The following is a 15,626-nucleotide window of genomic DNA, read 5'->3' as shown; positions in this document are numbered from 1 at the left end:
ATATAAGAAATTAGGTCAAGGGTAGAGGTATGATGATGAAATGAAGCATTTACATAGACAACATGTATGGTTAGGGAGGTTCTTGGCCTCAGATCCGGGAAGGAAGAGGTTTCAGCAGGCAGGGAAGGCGACGATCAGTTTGATATCTGCTGTGTTTACGATGCTTCTTCTCCTCAAACTATGGGATTATCAGGCGATTACCCCTGCAATTGTGGCGGGGCTCGTTGGCATGCTTGGGGTCATGATCGTGATGGATGACACCGAAGCGAAGAAGAAAGTGACGACCGTTCTGATTGGGGTGTCGGTCGCTTTCGGAATAACGGTCGGTTCTTTATTGGCGCATTATAGTCTGCTGGTGAATGGGCTGATGGTGCTGGTTATCTTCTCAGCCTTTTATTTTTCACGGTTTCAGATCCGGTATTTTTCGATGGGGATGGCAGGGTTTTTGGCCATCTATATGTCGTTCATTTTGCAATTGAATGCCGCACATCTCCTGTGGTTTTATATTGGAATCATCATCGGGGTTCTATACGTTTACTTTTACAGTTTTGTCTTGTTTAAGGGTTCTGTTCATGTTCTGCGCAGAAGCATGCGTTCTTTCCATATTCAATCAAATGTGACATTTACGATCCTAATAAAAATGATTGAAGATCCAGATAGCAGCGAGAAGAGGAAAAAGCTTCTTTATCGTAACGTGAATCGTTTAAATGATTATGCGAGGATCGTATCTTCAGAGATAAATGATGAAGATTTGAAAAAGCTTTGGCCTGGCATTGAATCATCTCAGTTACGGTTATATGTGTTCGATACGGAGATGCTTGTCCAAACCTTGACGGATTCGCTTAAGCGTCTTAAAGAATTGGATGCACTGGAATCAGCAGAAGTGAGGCGTTTATTGGTTTGGGTTATCCGTTCACTCCGGGACGCGGAAGTACTCGCTCATAATTATGATCCACATTACTTGGAGGAAGCGGAAAAAGCCATTCAGGGACTTCGGCTGCTGCTGACTGAATTTCTTAATCAAGAAGAAAAGCCTAAAGGGGTGTATCTCTTAAGAAGGATTGAATCAATTGCAAATCACGTGCTGGAAGCGGCCGTGACCATCCAGGAGTCACTTAAAAAGCCTGGAAAGTATATGATGCCATCAGATGGAGCGGCTGAGGATGAACCAGAAGCGAAGGAAGGTGAGCCTTCAAAAAATCGAGCCTTGAAGCCGCAGACGAGAAAAGGGATTCAGGCGCTGGTTGCAGGGACGCTGGCTATCATAGTCGGCGAAATCATTTCACCGACTCAGCCTTATTGGGTTCTGCTGACAACTTTTATCATACAAATCGGTACGGAGTCAGTGGGCAGGACGTATATGAAAGGATTCCAGCGATCTGTCGGGACGGTTATCGGTGCCATCATCGGATTCGGTGCGGCAAAGCTGGTATCAGGCCAATCCGAGCTTGAAGTATTCCTGCTCTTTTTAGTCTTATTCATGGCCCTCTATTTTTTTACCGTTTCGTACACGATGATGAGTTTATTCATCACGATGCTGATCGCGTTTATGTATGATTTGTTGTTGGGCGGGATCAGCATGGAATTGATGGGAGCAAGAGTCCTGGATACGATTGCTGGGGCGGTGATCGCATTGAGTGTGTCTGCCCTTGTGCTGCCGAAGAGAACCAAGGATAAGGTTGGGGACGCGCTCGATGAGTTCTTTCTCGAGCTTGAAGGATATGTATCTGCGTATTTGAACAGCTTTATGAAAACAGAGAACGTTCAGCTTACCAATCAGGCATTTGATCTCGATCAGAAACTTCAGGCAGTGAAGGACGAAGCAGCATCCATTCTTCAAAGACCCGGTGCACTAACCCGGTCAGGAATCGGAAGGTGGATCACGGTAACCACTGCGATCAACTACTATGCGAAGCATCTGCTGGCTTCATCCAATAGAAAAGCCGATCCTGAGGTAACGGAACATTTATTTGCAGTGTTAGAAGAAACAGAAGATAAGCTTACTCACAATATTGAGTCTCTGCGCGCGCTGATGAAAGGAACAGAGAGCAAAGCTCATTTATGGAGCCTGAATGAGGAACGTGCAGAAGTAGAGAAAATTGCGCCAAGCAGGCTGCACTCTCAACTGGACATCATTCACCATCTCTATTATATCTGGCGGATCAACCAGTCGATTCTTGCAATCGGCAAGGAAGTCGGGGCAGAGGTAATAGAAGCGAAAGGAGAAAACGGCTAATACTGTTTTCTCCTTTTTTCGTTCATGATCTTTACAAAGAATCTATTCCATAATTGTTTCAAGCAGCCTCCCCAAGGGTACAAACTACCATCTGTAAAAATAGTGAGGTGGCAGTTGTGTCAGACAAAAGAAGTTATTTATTCACGAAAGAAGATATGACAAATCCGGAGCTCGTTCCGCAGTGGGTCATTGAGGAATATCAACATTTTCATGAAGTCGTAACGGACAAAACGTTCCCTTGTTATTTTGGCATGACCGGTGAGAAAAAAGGGGAACTTTGCTACTCATATATAAGTCATGACAATTGGGAGCATCTTCCTCAGACCCTTCAGGAATTCAACCAGTTATTCAATATTCCTGAAGGAGAGCGTCTCATACGTCATGGGTTCTTTCTTTTTGTAGAACCGGAGAAAGAAGAGAAGGAGATTCCTTATTACCGCGACTATTTCTGGAACATCCTTCAATTCCTGCATGAGAAGGATGACAAACCATGGCCGGCGGATTATCCAAAAGATCCCGACCACCACTTATGGGCATTTTCATTTGCTGAAGAACCGTATTTCGTTTTCGGTAATACGCCCGCCTATAAGCAGCGGAAAACCCGTGACCTAGGAAACAGCCTAGTATTGGGCTTTCAGCCGAGAAGAATATTCGAAGGGCTCGAAGGCACGTCCAAAGGCGGCATCATGTCCCGTGAAAAAGTACGGGAACGGGTGGAGAAATGGGATGGCCTTCCGAAGCACCCTAATATCAGCCACTACGGAGATCCCGAACACCGGGAGTGGAAGCAGTACTTCATTGGGGACGATATTGAACCTATTGAAGGGAAATGTCCGTTTCATCATAAAGGTTAATAAAAAGTGTCAGCCCCTCTTTGAAAAAGGGTCTGACACTTTATTAATAAATATCCACACTGCCGCTTGAAACAGAAGCCTTCACTTTGTACTTCCCGCTCCCTGCTGTACCGCTGAGATCGCCATTCTCATCTTTTTTATCCTTTAGCGGGAAATTTGATGAAACATCACCGCTGCTTGCACGCCCATCCAGGGTGAAACTGGCGTCATCCGGGAGGTCCAGGTTTACTTCGCCTGAACTAATATCAAAGTCTATATCCCCTTTCAGCGATTTCATCATGACAGAAATACTACCTGAAGAAACATCCCCGCTAAGCGGCCCCTCATAATTCAAGATTTCGACGTCGCCTGAGCTTAGATCCACTTTCCCGTCTTTAGTTGTTAAGTTATCGATGTTTATGTCACCTGACGACCCTTTGTGATCGAATAAATTTGTATCGAAGTGAGCCAGTTCCATGTCACCTGATCCCATCCTTACTGAGAATGTATCCAGCTTCATTGGGTTGGATGTGGATCCGCCTGTAAATACAACTTCACCAGAACCAAGTTCAATGTTCAAGTCCCGGTCATAATCTTTTGGAATATAAACGGTGATATCTGATTTGCGATTGAATGCAATCCATTGATACCATTTATGCTTCACCTCAACTTCGATCGTGTTTACTTTCTCTTTCAGCGTGAGTTTTCCATTTCCGTCAATTTCGACTTTCACTTCATTCTCATCAGTAGGAATAATTTCTGTCTCACCACTTTCCAGCAGCAAGTCAATTGAATCCACATCGTTTGACACTTTTACGGAATCCCCTGATTTATTTTCTTTGGCAAACAACGATGTTTGATCATTTAAAATAGTGTAAAGAGCACCTAAAGCCAATATCGCAATGATGACAGCAAAGATATTCTTCATCTACATCCCCTCACTTTGGTTTGTTTTTCCAATTTATAGTTTTATTTTACTCGAAGCCTCCAATTCCAACAATGACGCTCCAGAATTATTTTTCACTCAGTCCTGAGACGTATCGGGCAGTAAGCAATGAACTCCTTTGTTGCTGATTTCAGCATCCTGCTATGCCAGAGCAAAAAAGGAATATTTTTTTCGAATTATTCTGATTTATAATAGGGAATGCTACAGTCATTATCAGAGGAGAGGATCAATAATGTCCGTTATAGTAGGAAGAGCTACTGAAGAAGAAATTGCCGAAATTTATGAATTAGCAGGTGTAAATCGAGAAGAAGCAACAGGGATTCCTTTTGAAAATCATAAAGAAGAAATGATTAAGGCTTATGAGCACTCCAAAAAGTTTGGTGCTTATTTTCTTGCAGCCAGATCAAGCGGAAAACTGGCGGGCTGGGTGCAGGTGGATAAAAGCACCGATTGGGTAACAGGAAAAGAAATTGGCTGGATCAATGATGTGTATGTAAAGAAATCGTTTCGGGGCAAAGGCTTTGCGACGTCCTATTGAAACAGGCACTGGGAGAGATGAAAGAGATGGATCATGATGAAGTCCGTTTGAATGTCTATAGCAGCAATGAACAAGCGATAAAGCTTTATGAAAAATTGGGATTCCTGGATCTAAATAAATTTATGAAGCTGGACTTGTAAAAAAAGAAGGACACGATTCAAATCGGTCCTTCTTTTTATGGAATTATTTTGCGATGAACATCTGTGTCCAGTAAATCCCTTGGCTATTGTCTTTTGCTATTCCGACACCTATATGTGTCAATTGCCCATTCAGGATGTTTTTGCGGTGACCCGGGCTGTTCATCCAAGCGTCTACAACTGACTGAGGTGATTCCTGTCCAACTGCAATGTTTTCCGCTGCAGATGAATATTGGATCCCGAAGTTTTGCATCATTTCAAATGGAGATCCGTATGTCGGGGAAGTATGTGAAAAATAATCCTTATCTTTCATATCCTCTGATTTCATTTCAGCTACATTGGATAGTTCGCCGTCTGCTTTTAAAGCACCAAGTCCATTCTTTTTACGTTCCTGGTTTGTTAAATCGATTACCTGTTTCACAAACCCGCTTGCTTCTGAAGGTTGAGCTTTTTCCTGAGGCTGATTTGCCGGTGGCTCGGGTTGTGCGGTATTTGGTTCTTCAGCTTTTTTATCCTCGTCAGGAGTGAACGCTTCACCCGGATCTAAATGTGTAAACTCGCGTAATTGTCCATTTGGATCAAGCGGGGCCATAAAACGGTGAAGAGCAGTTTGATTACGATCATTTACATCAAACCCGCCCATGTCCGCCATTCTGTTGCGATCTCGATCTAAGTCGGTTCGAGGTTTATCAGCATTCCCGTAGCTAACAGGATCATAGGTCACGTCTTGGGTACCTGTGAGGTTATCATTCCCATTATTTGTGTTACATGCAGTTAAGAGCATTAAGGGAATGATCGTACATATGCTTAACAATCTAAGATGTTTTTTCAATTTTATATCCTCCAATTGGTTTATGGTGCATTCTCCCTGCCGAAATTGGCCAGGATTGATGACAGTTATTAATATTTGCACCTTCTGCAGGCGATATCCTCTGAAATATGTGGGAGAATTGGGGAGTGCGATAGGTAGAAGTGTTGATAAGGTGTCTTGAGATGGTGCCTGGCTCAAAAAGGCTAATTTGAGCCAGGCACAAATCGGTGGAATTGAGCCAGGCACAAATCGGTGGAATTGAACCAGGCACAAATCGGTGGAATTGAACCAGGCACAAATCGGTGGAATTGAGCCGCACAAATCGATGGAATTGAGCCAGGCACAAATCGGTGGAATTGAGCCAGGCACCAGAAGAAGATCAATATTGCCGCTGCAAAAAAGGTAATAATATGTTCAGAATCGAATTGTAAAAGTAACATGTCATAAAGGAGTGTTCGCTTTAATGGTAAGAAAAAGATTGCGTGACCTGGGAGTGGAGATTGGTTCTTATTCTTGCGGGCAAGCTAACAGCATCACTGATATTAAAGGTGTTAAAGTGGGGCATCAGACACTTTATTATGAAAAAAACGGGGAAACGGTACGTACAGGTGTGACGGCTGTTTTGCCCCATGAAGGAAATATTTTCAGGGAAAAAGTGTACGCTGCCAGCCATGTGATCAACGGATTCGGTAAGACGGCGGGGACGATACAAATCGAGGAACTGGGTGTGTTGGAAAGTCCAATCATGCTGACCAATACACTTTCTGTCGGGGATGTCATGAAGGGGACGGTCCAATATTTAATGGAGGAATGCCCGGAGATTGGAGATACAACAGGGACGGTCAATGTGTTTGTCGGGGAGTGCAATGATGGGTATCTGAATGACATCAGGGGGCTCCATGTGACCCCTGAAGATGCGAAAGAAGCAATACATAAAGCTCACTCGGAATTGGTTGAAGAAGGGTGTGCAGGCGCAGGAACTGGAATGCTATGTCTAGGATATAAGGGAGGCATTGGGACAAGTTCACGGCAGCACAGATTTAGCGAAGAGCTATATTCGGTAGGTGCGCTTGTGGTAACGAATTTCGGCAGACGCAGTGATTTGCGCATCCCTGTGGAAGTTGAAAAGGAAGAGGGTGAGGTTCCTGATGGATCCATTATGATTATTTTGGCAACAGATGCTCCGATGAATGAAAGGCAGCTTAAGCGGCTGGCTAAGCGGGCGTCATTCGGCCTTTCAAGGACCGGTTCTTATGCGGCCCACGGAAGCGGTGATATTGTCCTTGCGTTTTCCACAGCCCACAAGGTGCCGCATCAACCATCTGAAGACAATACATTAACATACTCGTTCATTAAAGAAGATGGTGAGATTATTTCAACACTTTTTGAAATGGCTGTTGATAGTGTCGAGGAAGCAATATGGAATGCCTTGGCTAAAGCGGAAACGACGACAGGAAGAAATGACCGGAGAGTGGAAGCCATTCCATTGGAGCGACTGACCTGTTTAAGGAGATAATGAAAAAGGAAAGCAAAGTCTTGCCATCATAAAAGGTTTTTTCCTCCAGGAAAAGAGGAAATATAAAAGGAAGGATTACGTAAGGGATGTGAAAAAGATGAACTACACACCTTTGCCTCTCTCTTTTTACGAACTGCCCACCTTAGATCTTGCTCAATCACTTTTAGGGTGTGTGCTCGTAAAAGAAACCGAGGAAGGAATCGCTTCAGGCTACATCGTGGAAACTGAAGCTTATCTGGGTCCCGAAGACAGGGCCGCCCACAGCTTTGGAAATCGCCGGACAAAGCGGACGGAAATCATGTTCCATGAAGCGGGCCGGGTATATACATATTTGATGCATACTCATTGCCTCGTCAATGTGGTATCCGCTGGAGTCGGGGTGCCGAACGCTATTTTAATCAGGGCGGTCGAACCGTTGGAGGGCCTGGAGTTAATGAAAGAAAGAAGAAAAGGCCATCCGATGAAAAACTGGACGAGCGGTCCAGGTAAATTGACGAAAGCTTTAGGGATTACCATGGAGGACTATGGGAGGTTCTATACTGAACCGCCGCTTATCATCGCGGAGGGGTATACCCCTCCCGAAATTGCTTCCGGTAAAAGAATCGGCATCGATAACACAGGGGAAGCAAGGGATTATCCATGGCGCTACTGGGTTAAAGGGAACCTTTATATTTCCAGATAGCACAACAGATTCTAAATTTTCAAATAAATAATGAAAAAATACTCCCAATGTACTAGTTTTATGGTATATTTTACTTATTAAGATTGTTTTCTACATAAAATGATAAATTTCGCATTGGGAGCTGTGAACCTGAATGATAGATGGGCGCTTACATTCAGGGGAGCTAGTAGCGCAACCGACCACATACGAACGTAATCCAAGCGTTCTTTCATGTGGTTTTTTTATTTAAGAAAAAGAGTTCTGTTCCAAAAACATACGATAAAGAGAGTACAGGGGTTTTATGAATATATTTACGATTTTTCAAGAGGACTTTATTTATCATGATTATCAGCCTTTATACACAATTGATCGCTGTCTATCGCTTTACGGATATGAAGCGCTGCTCAGGAATACACATCAGGAGAATCCAGAGACGCTTTTTGACAGCAATGAGGGCTAACATATTGTATAAGCTTGATACCTTATCGATTTCAAAAGCAATCGAGGGATTCTTGCATAATCGGAATCAAAACGGAAAACTGTTCTTGAATGTGTATGTGACCACGATCTTACATCCAAGCTTTCATAGATATTTCGACTATCTCATGGAGACCTACCCTCAACTTCAAGGGCGCCTTGTTTTCGAGCTGAATGAATCAACTTCAGATGAGCTCTGGCAGAATCCGTTATTGCTGAAGGCTCTAAAGAATCTAAAACAATACAATGTTTTATATGCCATTGATGATTTCGGGCAAGGAACAGCCTCTATAAAAAAGTCCATAGAATTTGAACCTGACATTATCAAGCTTGATCGATACTTTGCAAAAAATCTTGCTGAGAGTGAAAGGAAACAGCGTTTTATCTCTTTCTTTAATCAATTTTACGGAAGCGATACACTCATCATTTTAGAAGGAATTGAACAGGAAGAAGATATGCTTGTGGCCAAGCAACTTGGCATCACAATCGGGCAGGGCTATTTTCTGGGCCGTCCGAGTCAGCTGCTGGCATAAATAAGGAAGATCGGGATGCTTAGTCACCATCATGACTGAGTGTCCTGATTTTTTTATATGCTTAAAAGTTTTTATTGCTGTGTCTCAATGAGCCGTTCCGCTATTTATTTGATACTGAATTGTTAAAATTGAAATAAAATTGAAAAAATTTACATTATCCATTAAACTGAAGAAAAAGATAAAAAGGGGATTACTATGAGATTTTTGAGGTTTCCACTAAAATTCGTGTTCTATTATTTTCTTGGTTTTCTAGGGATCATTGCCATCAGCGTTGCCCCTCAAGCCATGAGAGAAAGGGGACTGTATAACTTTATCGGGTACTCCGAAGAAGTGATTAAGTTTTTCTTTGCGTTTTGGGATAAAGAAAATTGGAGTTATTCATATAAAGGATATACGGAACATTTCATGGATATGCTTTGGGGCCCTTATCTGTATTCTTTGCAAGTATTAGGCGGGGCCTTGGCAATCGGACTTGGATTCGGGCTTATTTTGACTATCATTACGGTATTTCTTCCCCGTTGGTTATCATCACCTCTAAAGAAACTGTTGAACCTCCTGGAAACTGTTCCGGATCTTATGTTTGCTTTCATGCTCCAGTTGTTCATTGTCTTCGTCTTTAAAAAATTCGGCTTCGAGCTCATGCAGTTTACGGAACTGGGAGATGAAAAAGTCTATCTTGCACCCATGATTACCCTCTCGATCATCCCGATGATCTCGTTCTTTCGTATTCTTCTTCTGATAACAGAAGAAGAACTCTTAAAGCCTCATATTGAATTTGCTCAGAGTAAAGGCATGTCCAAGGGAAAAATCCTGTTGTCCCATGTATCTAAAAATATTTCACCAAGCCTTTTTTATCATGGAAAAATCATCATTTGGGGAATGCTTTCAAGCTTATTTGTCATTGAAACCATTTTTAATATGAGAGGAATCACATACTATATCGTGCAGGATTTCAGGCCGATGGTCATCGCCATTTCGCTCATTCTGATTTTCACGCCTTTCTTCGTTGTTTATCAGGGTGTATACCTGTGGGTTAATTCAGCCAGTAATGAAGATGACACCAAGTATAAAAAGGACAAAACAAAATGGACTGAATGGCGGATATGGGGATGGCTTGCTGCCATCAGAAAATTGTGGTGGCAGCATATGCACAACCCTAAGTTTGCTTTAGGGTGCAGTGCATTGTTTATTATGATTATGTATAGCTTTCTCTACCCGTTATTTAAGGAGAATCCAATCCATTACATTAAATATCTGAAAAATGATGAAGGCCGGATTGTTTCAGGTCCTCCGCATGAACCGTCCGACCAAATGATCCTTGGATCGGATATTTATGGGTACAGCATTATGGATCAACTGATTGTCGGGGCGAAATATACGCTGCTGTTTGCTTTGATTGTTGCCTTATTACGGGTCATAGGCGGATTTTATTTAGGAGTGTTTTATCATTTTCATCTAAAAGAAAGAAGGAAGAATTGGCTCGATCGGCTGATTGATTCCATACACTTTCTTCCACTGAGTTTGATTGCATACCTGCTGCTTAGACCTGTTTTATGGGGATTGCCCGTACTTGGTTGGGATAACTCAATGTTTGAACGCCTTGTGTTTGAAGCAATGGTCCTCACGATACTCGTACTGCCGTTAACCACGGTATTAATCGGAAATGAAATGAAGCTGATAGGGAAAAAGGATTTTGTGCTATCTGCGAAACTATTGGGAGGGAGCAATAAGCATTTGCTTTGGACCCACTTATTCCCTCATCTTGCACCGAGATTGTTCATTATCTTCGGCCACCAGTTTATTCAGACTCTATTGATTCTAGTACATTTAGGCTTGTTCCACCTATTTCTTGGAGGGACCATCATTTCGGGTGGAGATATGCCAGATCCCCCTAAATCAGGGACCTTTGAATGGTCAGGCTTAATAAGCTCAGCCAGATATTCACTGATGACAGGGAAATATTGGATTGTCATGGCTCCCCTGGTGGCATTTATGATCACCATTATAGCGATGCAGCTCATTGTTCAAGGAGTAAAGGAAATCCAGCAGCAAAAGGTGGGCGTGCTGATAAACAATACCCCTATCAAGAGCAAACACAAATCAATGAAAAAGAAAGCGTACCATCCTGTAATGGGAGATTTTCAATTGACAAAGCAGCAGACGTATAAAGGATAGAAGGAGTTGAAAGATATGAGCAATAAAAGTCCTAAACTTCCTTTGACAGATGAGGAAAGAACATTACTTCGCCGAGCGAAAATAAAACTAAGCATGGTAAATCAGATTACTCCTGAAGAACTGAGTGAAAGACTGGAAATCCCCTTTGAAAGAGCCAGATACCTGGTGGGAATGTCCATTTTCCAACAGATTCCTTCCATCGGTCCGAACATGGCCCACAACGTAGTCGAAGACTTACAGTTCTATTCTTTTAATGATATCAAACAAGAAAAAGGAGAAGACCTGATCAACAACCTCGAAAAGAAGTACGGGGTGTGGATGGATCCCTGTGTAGAAGATTCCTTGAGATGTGTCGTCCACCATGCAAGGCACCCTGACAGTGAGAAGAACTGGTGGGATTTTACCTCAGAAAGAAAAGCATATCGGGAAAAATATGGCTACCCTGACGACCGGCCGACAAAGGCCTGGGATGAGGGGCGTTAAGGTATATTTAACCCCAATGGGCTTCACTTTTAAATGGTGAAGCTCTTTCATTAGTTAGCTATAAAGTTTATTTTAATAAATAACGGAATCTAGCTGCTGCACGGAAATCAACAGCGGTGTACAACGAAAATCAAAAATTTTTGTGATTCAAAGCGTCTCCTATATAATCAATCATATAAGAAAGGAGAGGATCACATGGATTATGCCATTGTTACAGGCGCCACCCGGGGGTTGGGGGAGTCAATCGCTAAGCTGTTCATTAAGAAAGGGATTTCGCTTATTAACATTTCCCGTTCGGATAATGACGCATTAAAGGAAATGTGTGTTGGGGAAGGAGTCTCCTACGAGTATATCCAATGCGATCTTTCCAATCCAGGAGAAACAGAGAGCGCAGCACAAAAGGCGGGAGAACAAGTATTTAAGTCGGATGCTGACCGGATCTTCTTGATTCAAAATGCCGGGGTCGTGACACCCATCAATCCTTCCGGGCAGGTTGAGAACACGGATCTTGAAAAGAGTGTGAATGTCAATTTGCTATCTCCTATGATTGTTACGAATGAAATGCTGAAAGCCTCCCAAGGTTCAGAAAGCAGGCTAATCATGGTCAATGTGAGTTCTGGTGCCGGGAGCAGACCTGTTTATGGATGGAGCACGTATTGTTCCACGAAAGCCGGGATCAATATGCTGACGGAAACCGTAAGTCTTGAGCTTTCAAAAAAGGGCAGTGCACATAAAGTGATTGCGTTCAGCCCTGGGGTAATGGATACGGATATGCAGGGAACCATCCGTTCTTCTTCAGAAGAAGCATTCGCCGATGTTGAAAACTTTAAGCGTTACAAAGAACAAGGAATGCTTAGGGACACGGATACAGTAGCTGAGGTCCTCGTAAAGCTTGTGACCGAATCGGATGTTGAAACTGGTAAGCTATATCATGTGAATGACTTGTTATAAATTCAATGGATATTATTAAAATAAACAAAAAAAAGAGACAAACCCGATAAATGGGTTTGTCTCTTTTGTACTTATTATGAACGTGCAGTGCTCGGCTTAGGTGCTTTTGATCGTGTAAACTTCGGTAGTGCAAATCGAATCGCAACCAACCCGCATACTGCTGTCAGGATCGGATAGAAAGCATATGGAATAACACTTAATGGCGAGATTCCTGCTGTTTCTGCTACTAATAACGCTTGTGCTCCATATGGGATCAAGCCTTGTACGGAGCAAGAGAATATATCCAGGATACTTGCAGACTTACGAGAATCGACTCCATAATTCTCACCGATTTCTTTCGCAAGCGGACCTGCAATGATGATAGAGATCGTATTGTTTGCCGTACAAAGGTTTGTTGAACTTACAAGTCCGGCCGTCGCCAGTTGTGCCCCTTGTGGAGAGCGGATCTTGCGGGTGGCAAGATAAAGCAGCGCCTGTATTCCGCCATTATAACGGATTAGTTCAACCACACCTCCGATAAGGACGGTCAAAATCACAATTTCAGCCATTCCCGTCATTCCATCGGCAATGCTTCCAAAATAGCTGGAAGGAGTAAAGCTTCCATCGGCAAATCCGATGATTCCAGAGAGCACGATCCCTCCGAATAGCACGACAAACACATTCAATCCTGCAAGTGCGCCGATGATGACTCCCAGATAAGGGAGGATTTTCACCCAGTTAAAGGCCTCGGTATCAACCGTTGACTGATTGCCTGCCGTAATAAAGTATAAGATCACCATCGTTAGAATAGCTGCTGGCAGAACGATAAAGAAGTTCACTTTGAATTTATCTTTCATTTCCGTTTTCTGCGTACGGACGGCTGCAATCGTTGTATCAGAAATGAATGAGAGATTGTCACCAAACATCGCACCACCGATGACCGTAGCCATCGCAACAGGCATGGCGATGTCCGTACCCGAACTGATTCCTACACCGATCGGCGCAAGTGCCGCGATCGTACCCATTGAAGTACCCATGGATAATGAAACAAATGCTGCAATTAAAAATAATCCAACGATCAGAAGGTTTTCCGGAAGTACAGATAGAGCCAGATTCACCGTTGAATCAACAGCGCCCATTTTTTCAGCGACTCCCGAGAATGCTCCTGCTAAAAGGAAGATGAAGACCATGATCATAATATCAGGGTGTCCGGCCCCTTTGGCAAAGCGTTCCACTTTACTATTCAGGGAGTCCTTTCGGTTCATGAACAACGCCACTACAGCTGCGATTATAATGGAAACTAATACTGGGAATGCGTAAAAATCTCCTGAAATGATCCCCGCACCGAGGAAGAGTGAAACAAATATGAGTAATGGCAGTAATGCCAGAAGATTTCCTTTTTCGTTAAACATTTGAACAACTCCTTTGACAATTGACTAGAATGGATTGCGATGGTAATAACCACGATATGATTAGTACCTTGCTGGATAAAAATAAAAACCTCTTCCCGATAAGAAGAGGTTCCCAATAAAAGAAACACTCTTCTTATCTTTCAAGCAATATGCTTGCTGGATGTGGCACAGCACTCGTAAGGAGTCCGCTGCCGAGACATCGTAGGGCCAGTCCCTCCGTCTCTCTGGATAAGAAGAATACGTCATATTCATTTAAAATTATACTTACATACTTTAAGGCGTTTAAGAGGAAAAGTCAAACGGAAATTTGTTTGTGTTCTGTACTATTCGTTCAAAAAAAATTTCCAGCCATCGTGATTTAGTTCCATAGAGCTTGAAAGCAATAGGGTTTATCGGCTGTTGAATCATTTTTATATAGGCTATGGTTTATCCATAAAAAGGAACGGCTTTATTTACAATCTTCTAAAATAGGGCTAGTATTATATGGATAAAAAACATCTGGAGGATACGGAAGTGGAAAGAACGATACGCAATCAAGTCTTTACCTTGCAAGGCTTTTATTTTTTGACGTTTTTTGGTGTGGGCAGTCTATACCCGCTTTTAAGTGTGTATTTAAGTGAAAGTGTTGGATTGAATGGATACCAGATCGGGACCATCATGTCGATCGGCCCCATTATGATGATATTCTTTCAGCCTATCTGGGGAATGGTGAGTGATACGACGAATCGTCCGACACAGGTGCTGGCCTTTACTTCATTGGTTGCCGGGATGTTTGCCCTTGGGTATGTAGTGACCGACCTTTACTACGGACTCCTTCTGATCGCGATTCTGGTTGCTGTTTTCCAGAGCGCGATCATACCCGTTTCAGACAGTATCAGTCTGAAGTACACAAGTAAAGTGCGATATAATTATGGAAATATACGATTATTTGGATCATTGGGCTTCGGTGTTGCCGTGTATGTGATGGGAAAACTGTCAGAAGGTTTTATCGGCCCGACCATCATTTTCTACGCATTCTTCGTTTGCCTGGTCATGTCGGCTGTGCTGGCTTTCCGTTTTCCTAAGGAACGCGCCTCTGCCAAACTGGATTTGAAAGCGGGAATGAAGGAATTATTTACTCTTAAAAAGTTTTTGATTTTCTTGGCCGTCACTTTCATGGTGTTCGGTCCGAATCTGGCTAATAATACGTACTTTGGTTTATTTGTAGAAGATTCAGGCGGTACATATGCGGGAATCGGACTCGCTTTCTTGATTGCGGTACTGTCTGAAGTACCATTTATGAGGGTTGCAGGTAATTGGATTGACCGGTTCGGTTTGTTGACCGTAGCGGCTTTGGCAGGGGCGGCTTCCATGCTCCGCTGGCTGTTCTACTTTACGGAACCAAGCCTCTTGCTCGTTTACAGTTCTGCTGTCATGCAGGGCCTTGCAATCGGACTGTTTGTTCCGGCTGGACTGCGTTATATAAGAGAAATCACGCCTTCTCATATCACGGCCACAGCCGTCACCATTTATTCTGCAATCGGAAACGGCCTTGGAAACTGGTTCAGTACGTTCGTCGGCGGCTTCATTCTTGAAACATTTTCAATCTATGCGGTCTATTTGTTCTTTGCACTCCTATCCTTGATAGGTATTCTCCTTTGTTTTATTTTGATGAAGGAAGAGAAGAAGCAGGCACTGGCCTACTAATCTATGAGACGTTTTCTGAAGAGAAATCTTTGGGAGGCGTCTTTTTTAGGAAAAGAAGATTTCAGATCAGCTATTTATGATCCCTCATTATCCTGAAATAACTTCATTCCTGAAAAGGGTAAATTTTTATAAAAGTACGTTCGCTTTGCAAGAAGCGTTATTTGGAATAGAAAACGGAGACCGAGAGGCTTTTGAAAATGGGATGGCTGGATATAAAAAATAATTTCAAAAAAATTTTTTCGTTAAAGGTTT

Annotated in this window: 12 protein-coding genes, 1 pseudogene and 2 riboswitches; of the genes and pseudogenes, 10 read left to right on the top strand and 3 right to left on the bottom strand. The window is 42.9% G+C overall.

Going from position 1 to position 15,626, the window contains the following annotated elements; all coding sequences use genetic code 11:
• Nucleotides 1–40: 40 nt before the first annotated feature.
• Together ACXAFV_RS00680 and ACXAFV_RS00675 are read left to right on the top strand one after the other, a co-directional pair.
• The gene (locus ACXAFV_RS00680) at nt 41–2,236 is read left to right on the top strand and encodes an FUSC family protein (RefSeq protein WP_475123835.1); all 2,196 of its coding nucleotides are present in this window, start codon (nt 41–43) and stop codon (nt 2,234–2,236) included.
• A gap of 155 nt (nt 2,237–2,391) precedes the next feature.
• Nucleotides 2,392–3,090 (top strand): YqcI/YcgG family protein, encoded by a 699-nt coding sequence (locus tag ACXAFV_RS00675; protein ID WP_475126030.1) that lies wholly within the window; start codon nt 2,392–2,394, stop codon nt 3,088–3,090.
• A gap of 43 nt (nt 3,091–3,133) precedes the next feature.
• On the opposite strand, the gene liaG is transcribed toward ACXAFV_RS00675, so the two are convergent.
• A complete protein-coding gene (liaG, locus tag ACXAFV_RS00670; protein WP_475123834.1) occupies nt 3,134–3,997 on the bottom strand; it encodes a LiaG family protein in 864 nt (287 codons plus the stop codon).
• Between the two features lie 250 nt (nt 3,998–4,247).
• Between liaG and ACXAFV_RS00665 the strand changes: the two are divergent.
• Nucleotides 4,248–4,693: pseudogene (locus ACXAFV_RS00665) on the top strand (GNAT family N-acetyltransferase).
• A gap of 43 nt (nt 4,694–4,736) precedes the next feature.
• On the opposite strand, the gene ACXAFV_RS00660 reads toward ACXAFV_RS00665, so the two are convergent.
• The gene (locus ACXAFV_RS00660; RefSeq protein ID WP_475123832.1) at nt 4,737–5,522 is read right to left on the bottom strand and encodes a CAP domain-containing protein; all 786 of its coding nucleotides are present in this window, start codon (nt 5,520–5,522) and stop codon (nt 4,737–4,739) included.
• A 442-nt stretch (nt 5,523–5,964) separates the two neighbouring features.
• Here ACXAFV_RS00660 and ACXAFV_RS00655 point away from each other — a divergent pair, with 442 nt between their 5' ends.
• The 6 genes from ACXAFV_RS00655 to ACXAFV_RS00630 all read left to right on the top strand — a co-directional run bounded on the left by ACXAFV_RS00655 (nt 5,965) and on the right by ACXAFV_RS00630 (nt 12,297).
• A complete protein-coding gene (locus ACXAFV_RS00655; RefSeq protein WP_475123830.1) occupies nt 5,965–7,017 on the top strand; it encodes a DmpA family aminopeptidase in 1,053 nt (350 codons plus the stop codon).
• 97 nt (nt 7,018–7,114) lie between these two features.
• Nucleotides 7,115–7,699 (top strand): DNA-3-methyladenine glycosylase, encoded by a 585-nt coding sequence (locus ACXAFV_RS00650; RefSeq protein WP_475123828.1) that lies wholly within the window; start codon nt 7,115–7,117, stop codon nt 7,697–7,699.
• A 108-nt stretch (nt 7,700–7,807) separates the two neighbouring features.
• Nucleotides 7,808–7,889, top strand: a riboswitch (cyclic di-GMP riboswitch).
• Between the two features lie 130 nt (nt 7,890–8,019).
• Entirely contained in the window at nt 8,020–8,688 is a 669-nt protein-coding gene (locus tag ACXAFV_RS00645) for an EAL domain-containing protein (protein WP_475123827.1), read from the top strand.
• 195 nt (nt 8,689–8,883) lie between these two features.
• On the top strand, nt 8,884–10,863 hold the full coding sequence (locus tag ACXAFV_RS00640) for an ABC transporter permease subunit (protein ID WP_475123825.1): 1,980 nt from the start codon (nt 8,884–8,886) through the stop codon (nt 10,861–10,863).
• Nucleotides 10,864–10,878: 15 nt separating this feature from the next.
• The gene (locus ACXAFV_RS00635) at nt 10,879–11,346 is read left to right on the top strand and encodes a helix-hairpin-helix domain-containing protein (RefSeq protein WP_475123823.1); all 468 of its coding nucleotides are present in this window, start codon (nt 10,879–10,881) and stop codon (nt 11,344–11,346) included.
• Nucleotides 11,347–11,541: 195 nt separating this feature from the next.
• Nucleotides 11,542–12,297 (top strand): (S)-benzoin forming benzil reductase, encoded by a 756-nt coding sequence (locus tag ACXAFV_RS00630; protein WP_475123821.1) that lies wholly within the window; start codon nt 11,542–11,544, stop codon nt 12,295–12,297.
• 74 nt (nt 12,298–12,371) lie between these two features.
• Here ACXAFV_RS00630 and ACXAFV_RS00625 read toward each other — a convergent pair whose 3' ends face one another.
• Nucleotides 12,372–13,688, bottom strand: coding sequence for a Na+/H+ antiporter NhaC family protein (locus ACXAFV_RS00625; RefSeq protein ID WP_475123820.1), 1,317 nt, complete (start codon nt 13,686–13,688; stop codon nt 12,372–12,374).
• Nucleotides 13,689–13,818: 130 nt separating this feature from the next.
• Nucleotides 13,819–13,923: riboswitch (SAM riboswitch) on the bottom strand.
• A 248-nt stretch (nt 13,924–14,171) separates the two neighbouring features.
• On the opposite strand from ACXAFV_RS00625, the gene ACXAFV_RS00620 reads away from it, so the two are divergent.
• Nucleotides 14,172–15,374, top strand: coding sequence for an MFS transporter (locus ACXAFV_RS00620; RefSeq protein ID WP_475123818.1), 1,203 nt, complete (start codon nt 14,172–14,174; stop codon nt 15,372–15,374).
• The last annotated feature ends 252 nt before the right edge of the window (nt 15,375–15,626 follow it).

This window comes from Rossellomorea sp. ABR4_012 (assembly GCF_056159545.1).
This window is presented reverse-complemented; position numbering and strand designations above follow the sequence as displayed.

Excerpts from the sequence above, each read along its gene's own strand:
- ACXAFV_RS00680 (WP_475123835.1), top strand. The coding sequence starts at position 41 with ATGAAGCATTTACATAGACAACATGTATGGTTAGGGAGGTTCTTGGCC.
- ACXAFV_RS00675 (WP_475126030.1), top strand. The coding sequence starts at position 2,392 with ATGACAAATCCGGAGCTCGTTCCGCAGTGGGTCATTGAGGAATATCAA.
- liaG (WP_475123834.1), bottom strand. The coding sequence starts at position 3,997 with ATGAAGAATATCTTTGCTGTCATCATTGCGATATTGGCTTTAGGTGCT.
- ACXAFV_RS00655 (WP_475123830.1), top strand. The coding sequence starts at position 5,965 with ATGGTAAGAAAAAGATTGCGTGACCTGGGAGTGGAGATTGGTTCTTAT.
- ACXAFV_RS00650 (WP_475123828.1), top strand. The coding sequence starts at position 7,115 with ATGAACTACACACCTTTGCCTCTCTCTTTTTACGAACTGCCCACCTTA.
- ACXAFV_RS00645 (WP_475123827.1), top strand. The coding sequence starts at position 8,020 with ATGATTATCAGCCTTTATACACAATTGATCGCTGTCTATCGCTTTACG.
- ACXAFV_RS00640 (WP_475123825.1), top strand. The coding sequence starts at position 8,884 with ATGAGATTTTTGAGGTTTCCACTAAAATTCGTGTTCTATTATTTTCTT.
- ACXAFV_RS00635 (WP_475123823.1), top strand. The coding sequence starts at position 10,879 with ATGAGCAATAAAAGTCCTAAACTTCCTTTGACAGATGAGGAAAGAACA.
- ACXAFV_RS00630 (WP_475123821.1), top strand. The coding sequence starts at position 11,542 with ATGGATTATGCCATTGTTACAGGCGCCACCCGGGGGTTGGGGGAGTCA.
- ACXAFV_RS00625 (WP_475123820.1), bottom strand. The coding sequence starts at position 13,688 with ATGTTTAACGAAAAAGGAAATCTTCTGGCATTACTGCCATTACTCATA.
- ACXAFV_RS00620 (WP_475123818.1), top strand. The coding sequence starts at position 14,172 with ATGGATAAAAAACATCTGGAGGATACGGAAGTGGAAAGAACGATACGC.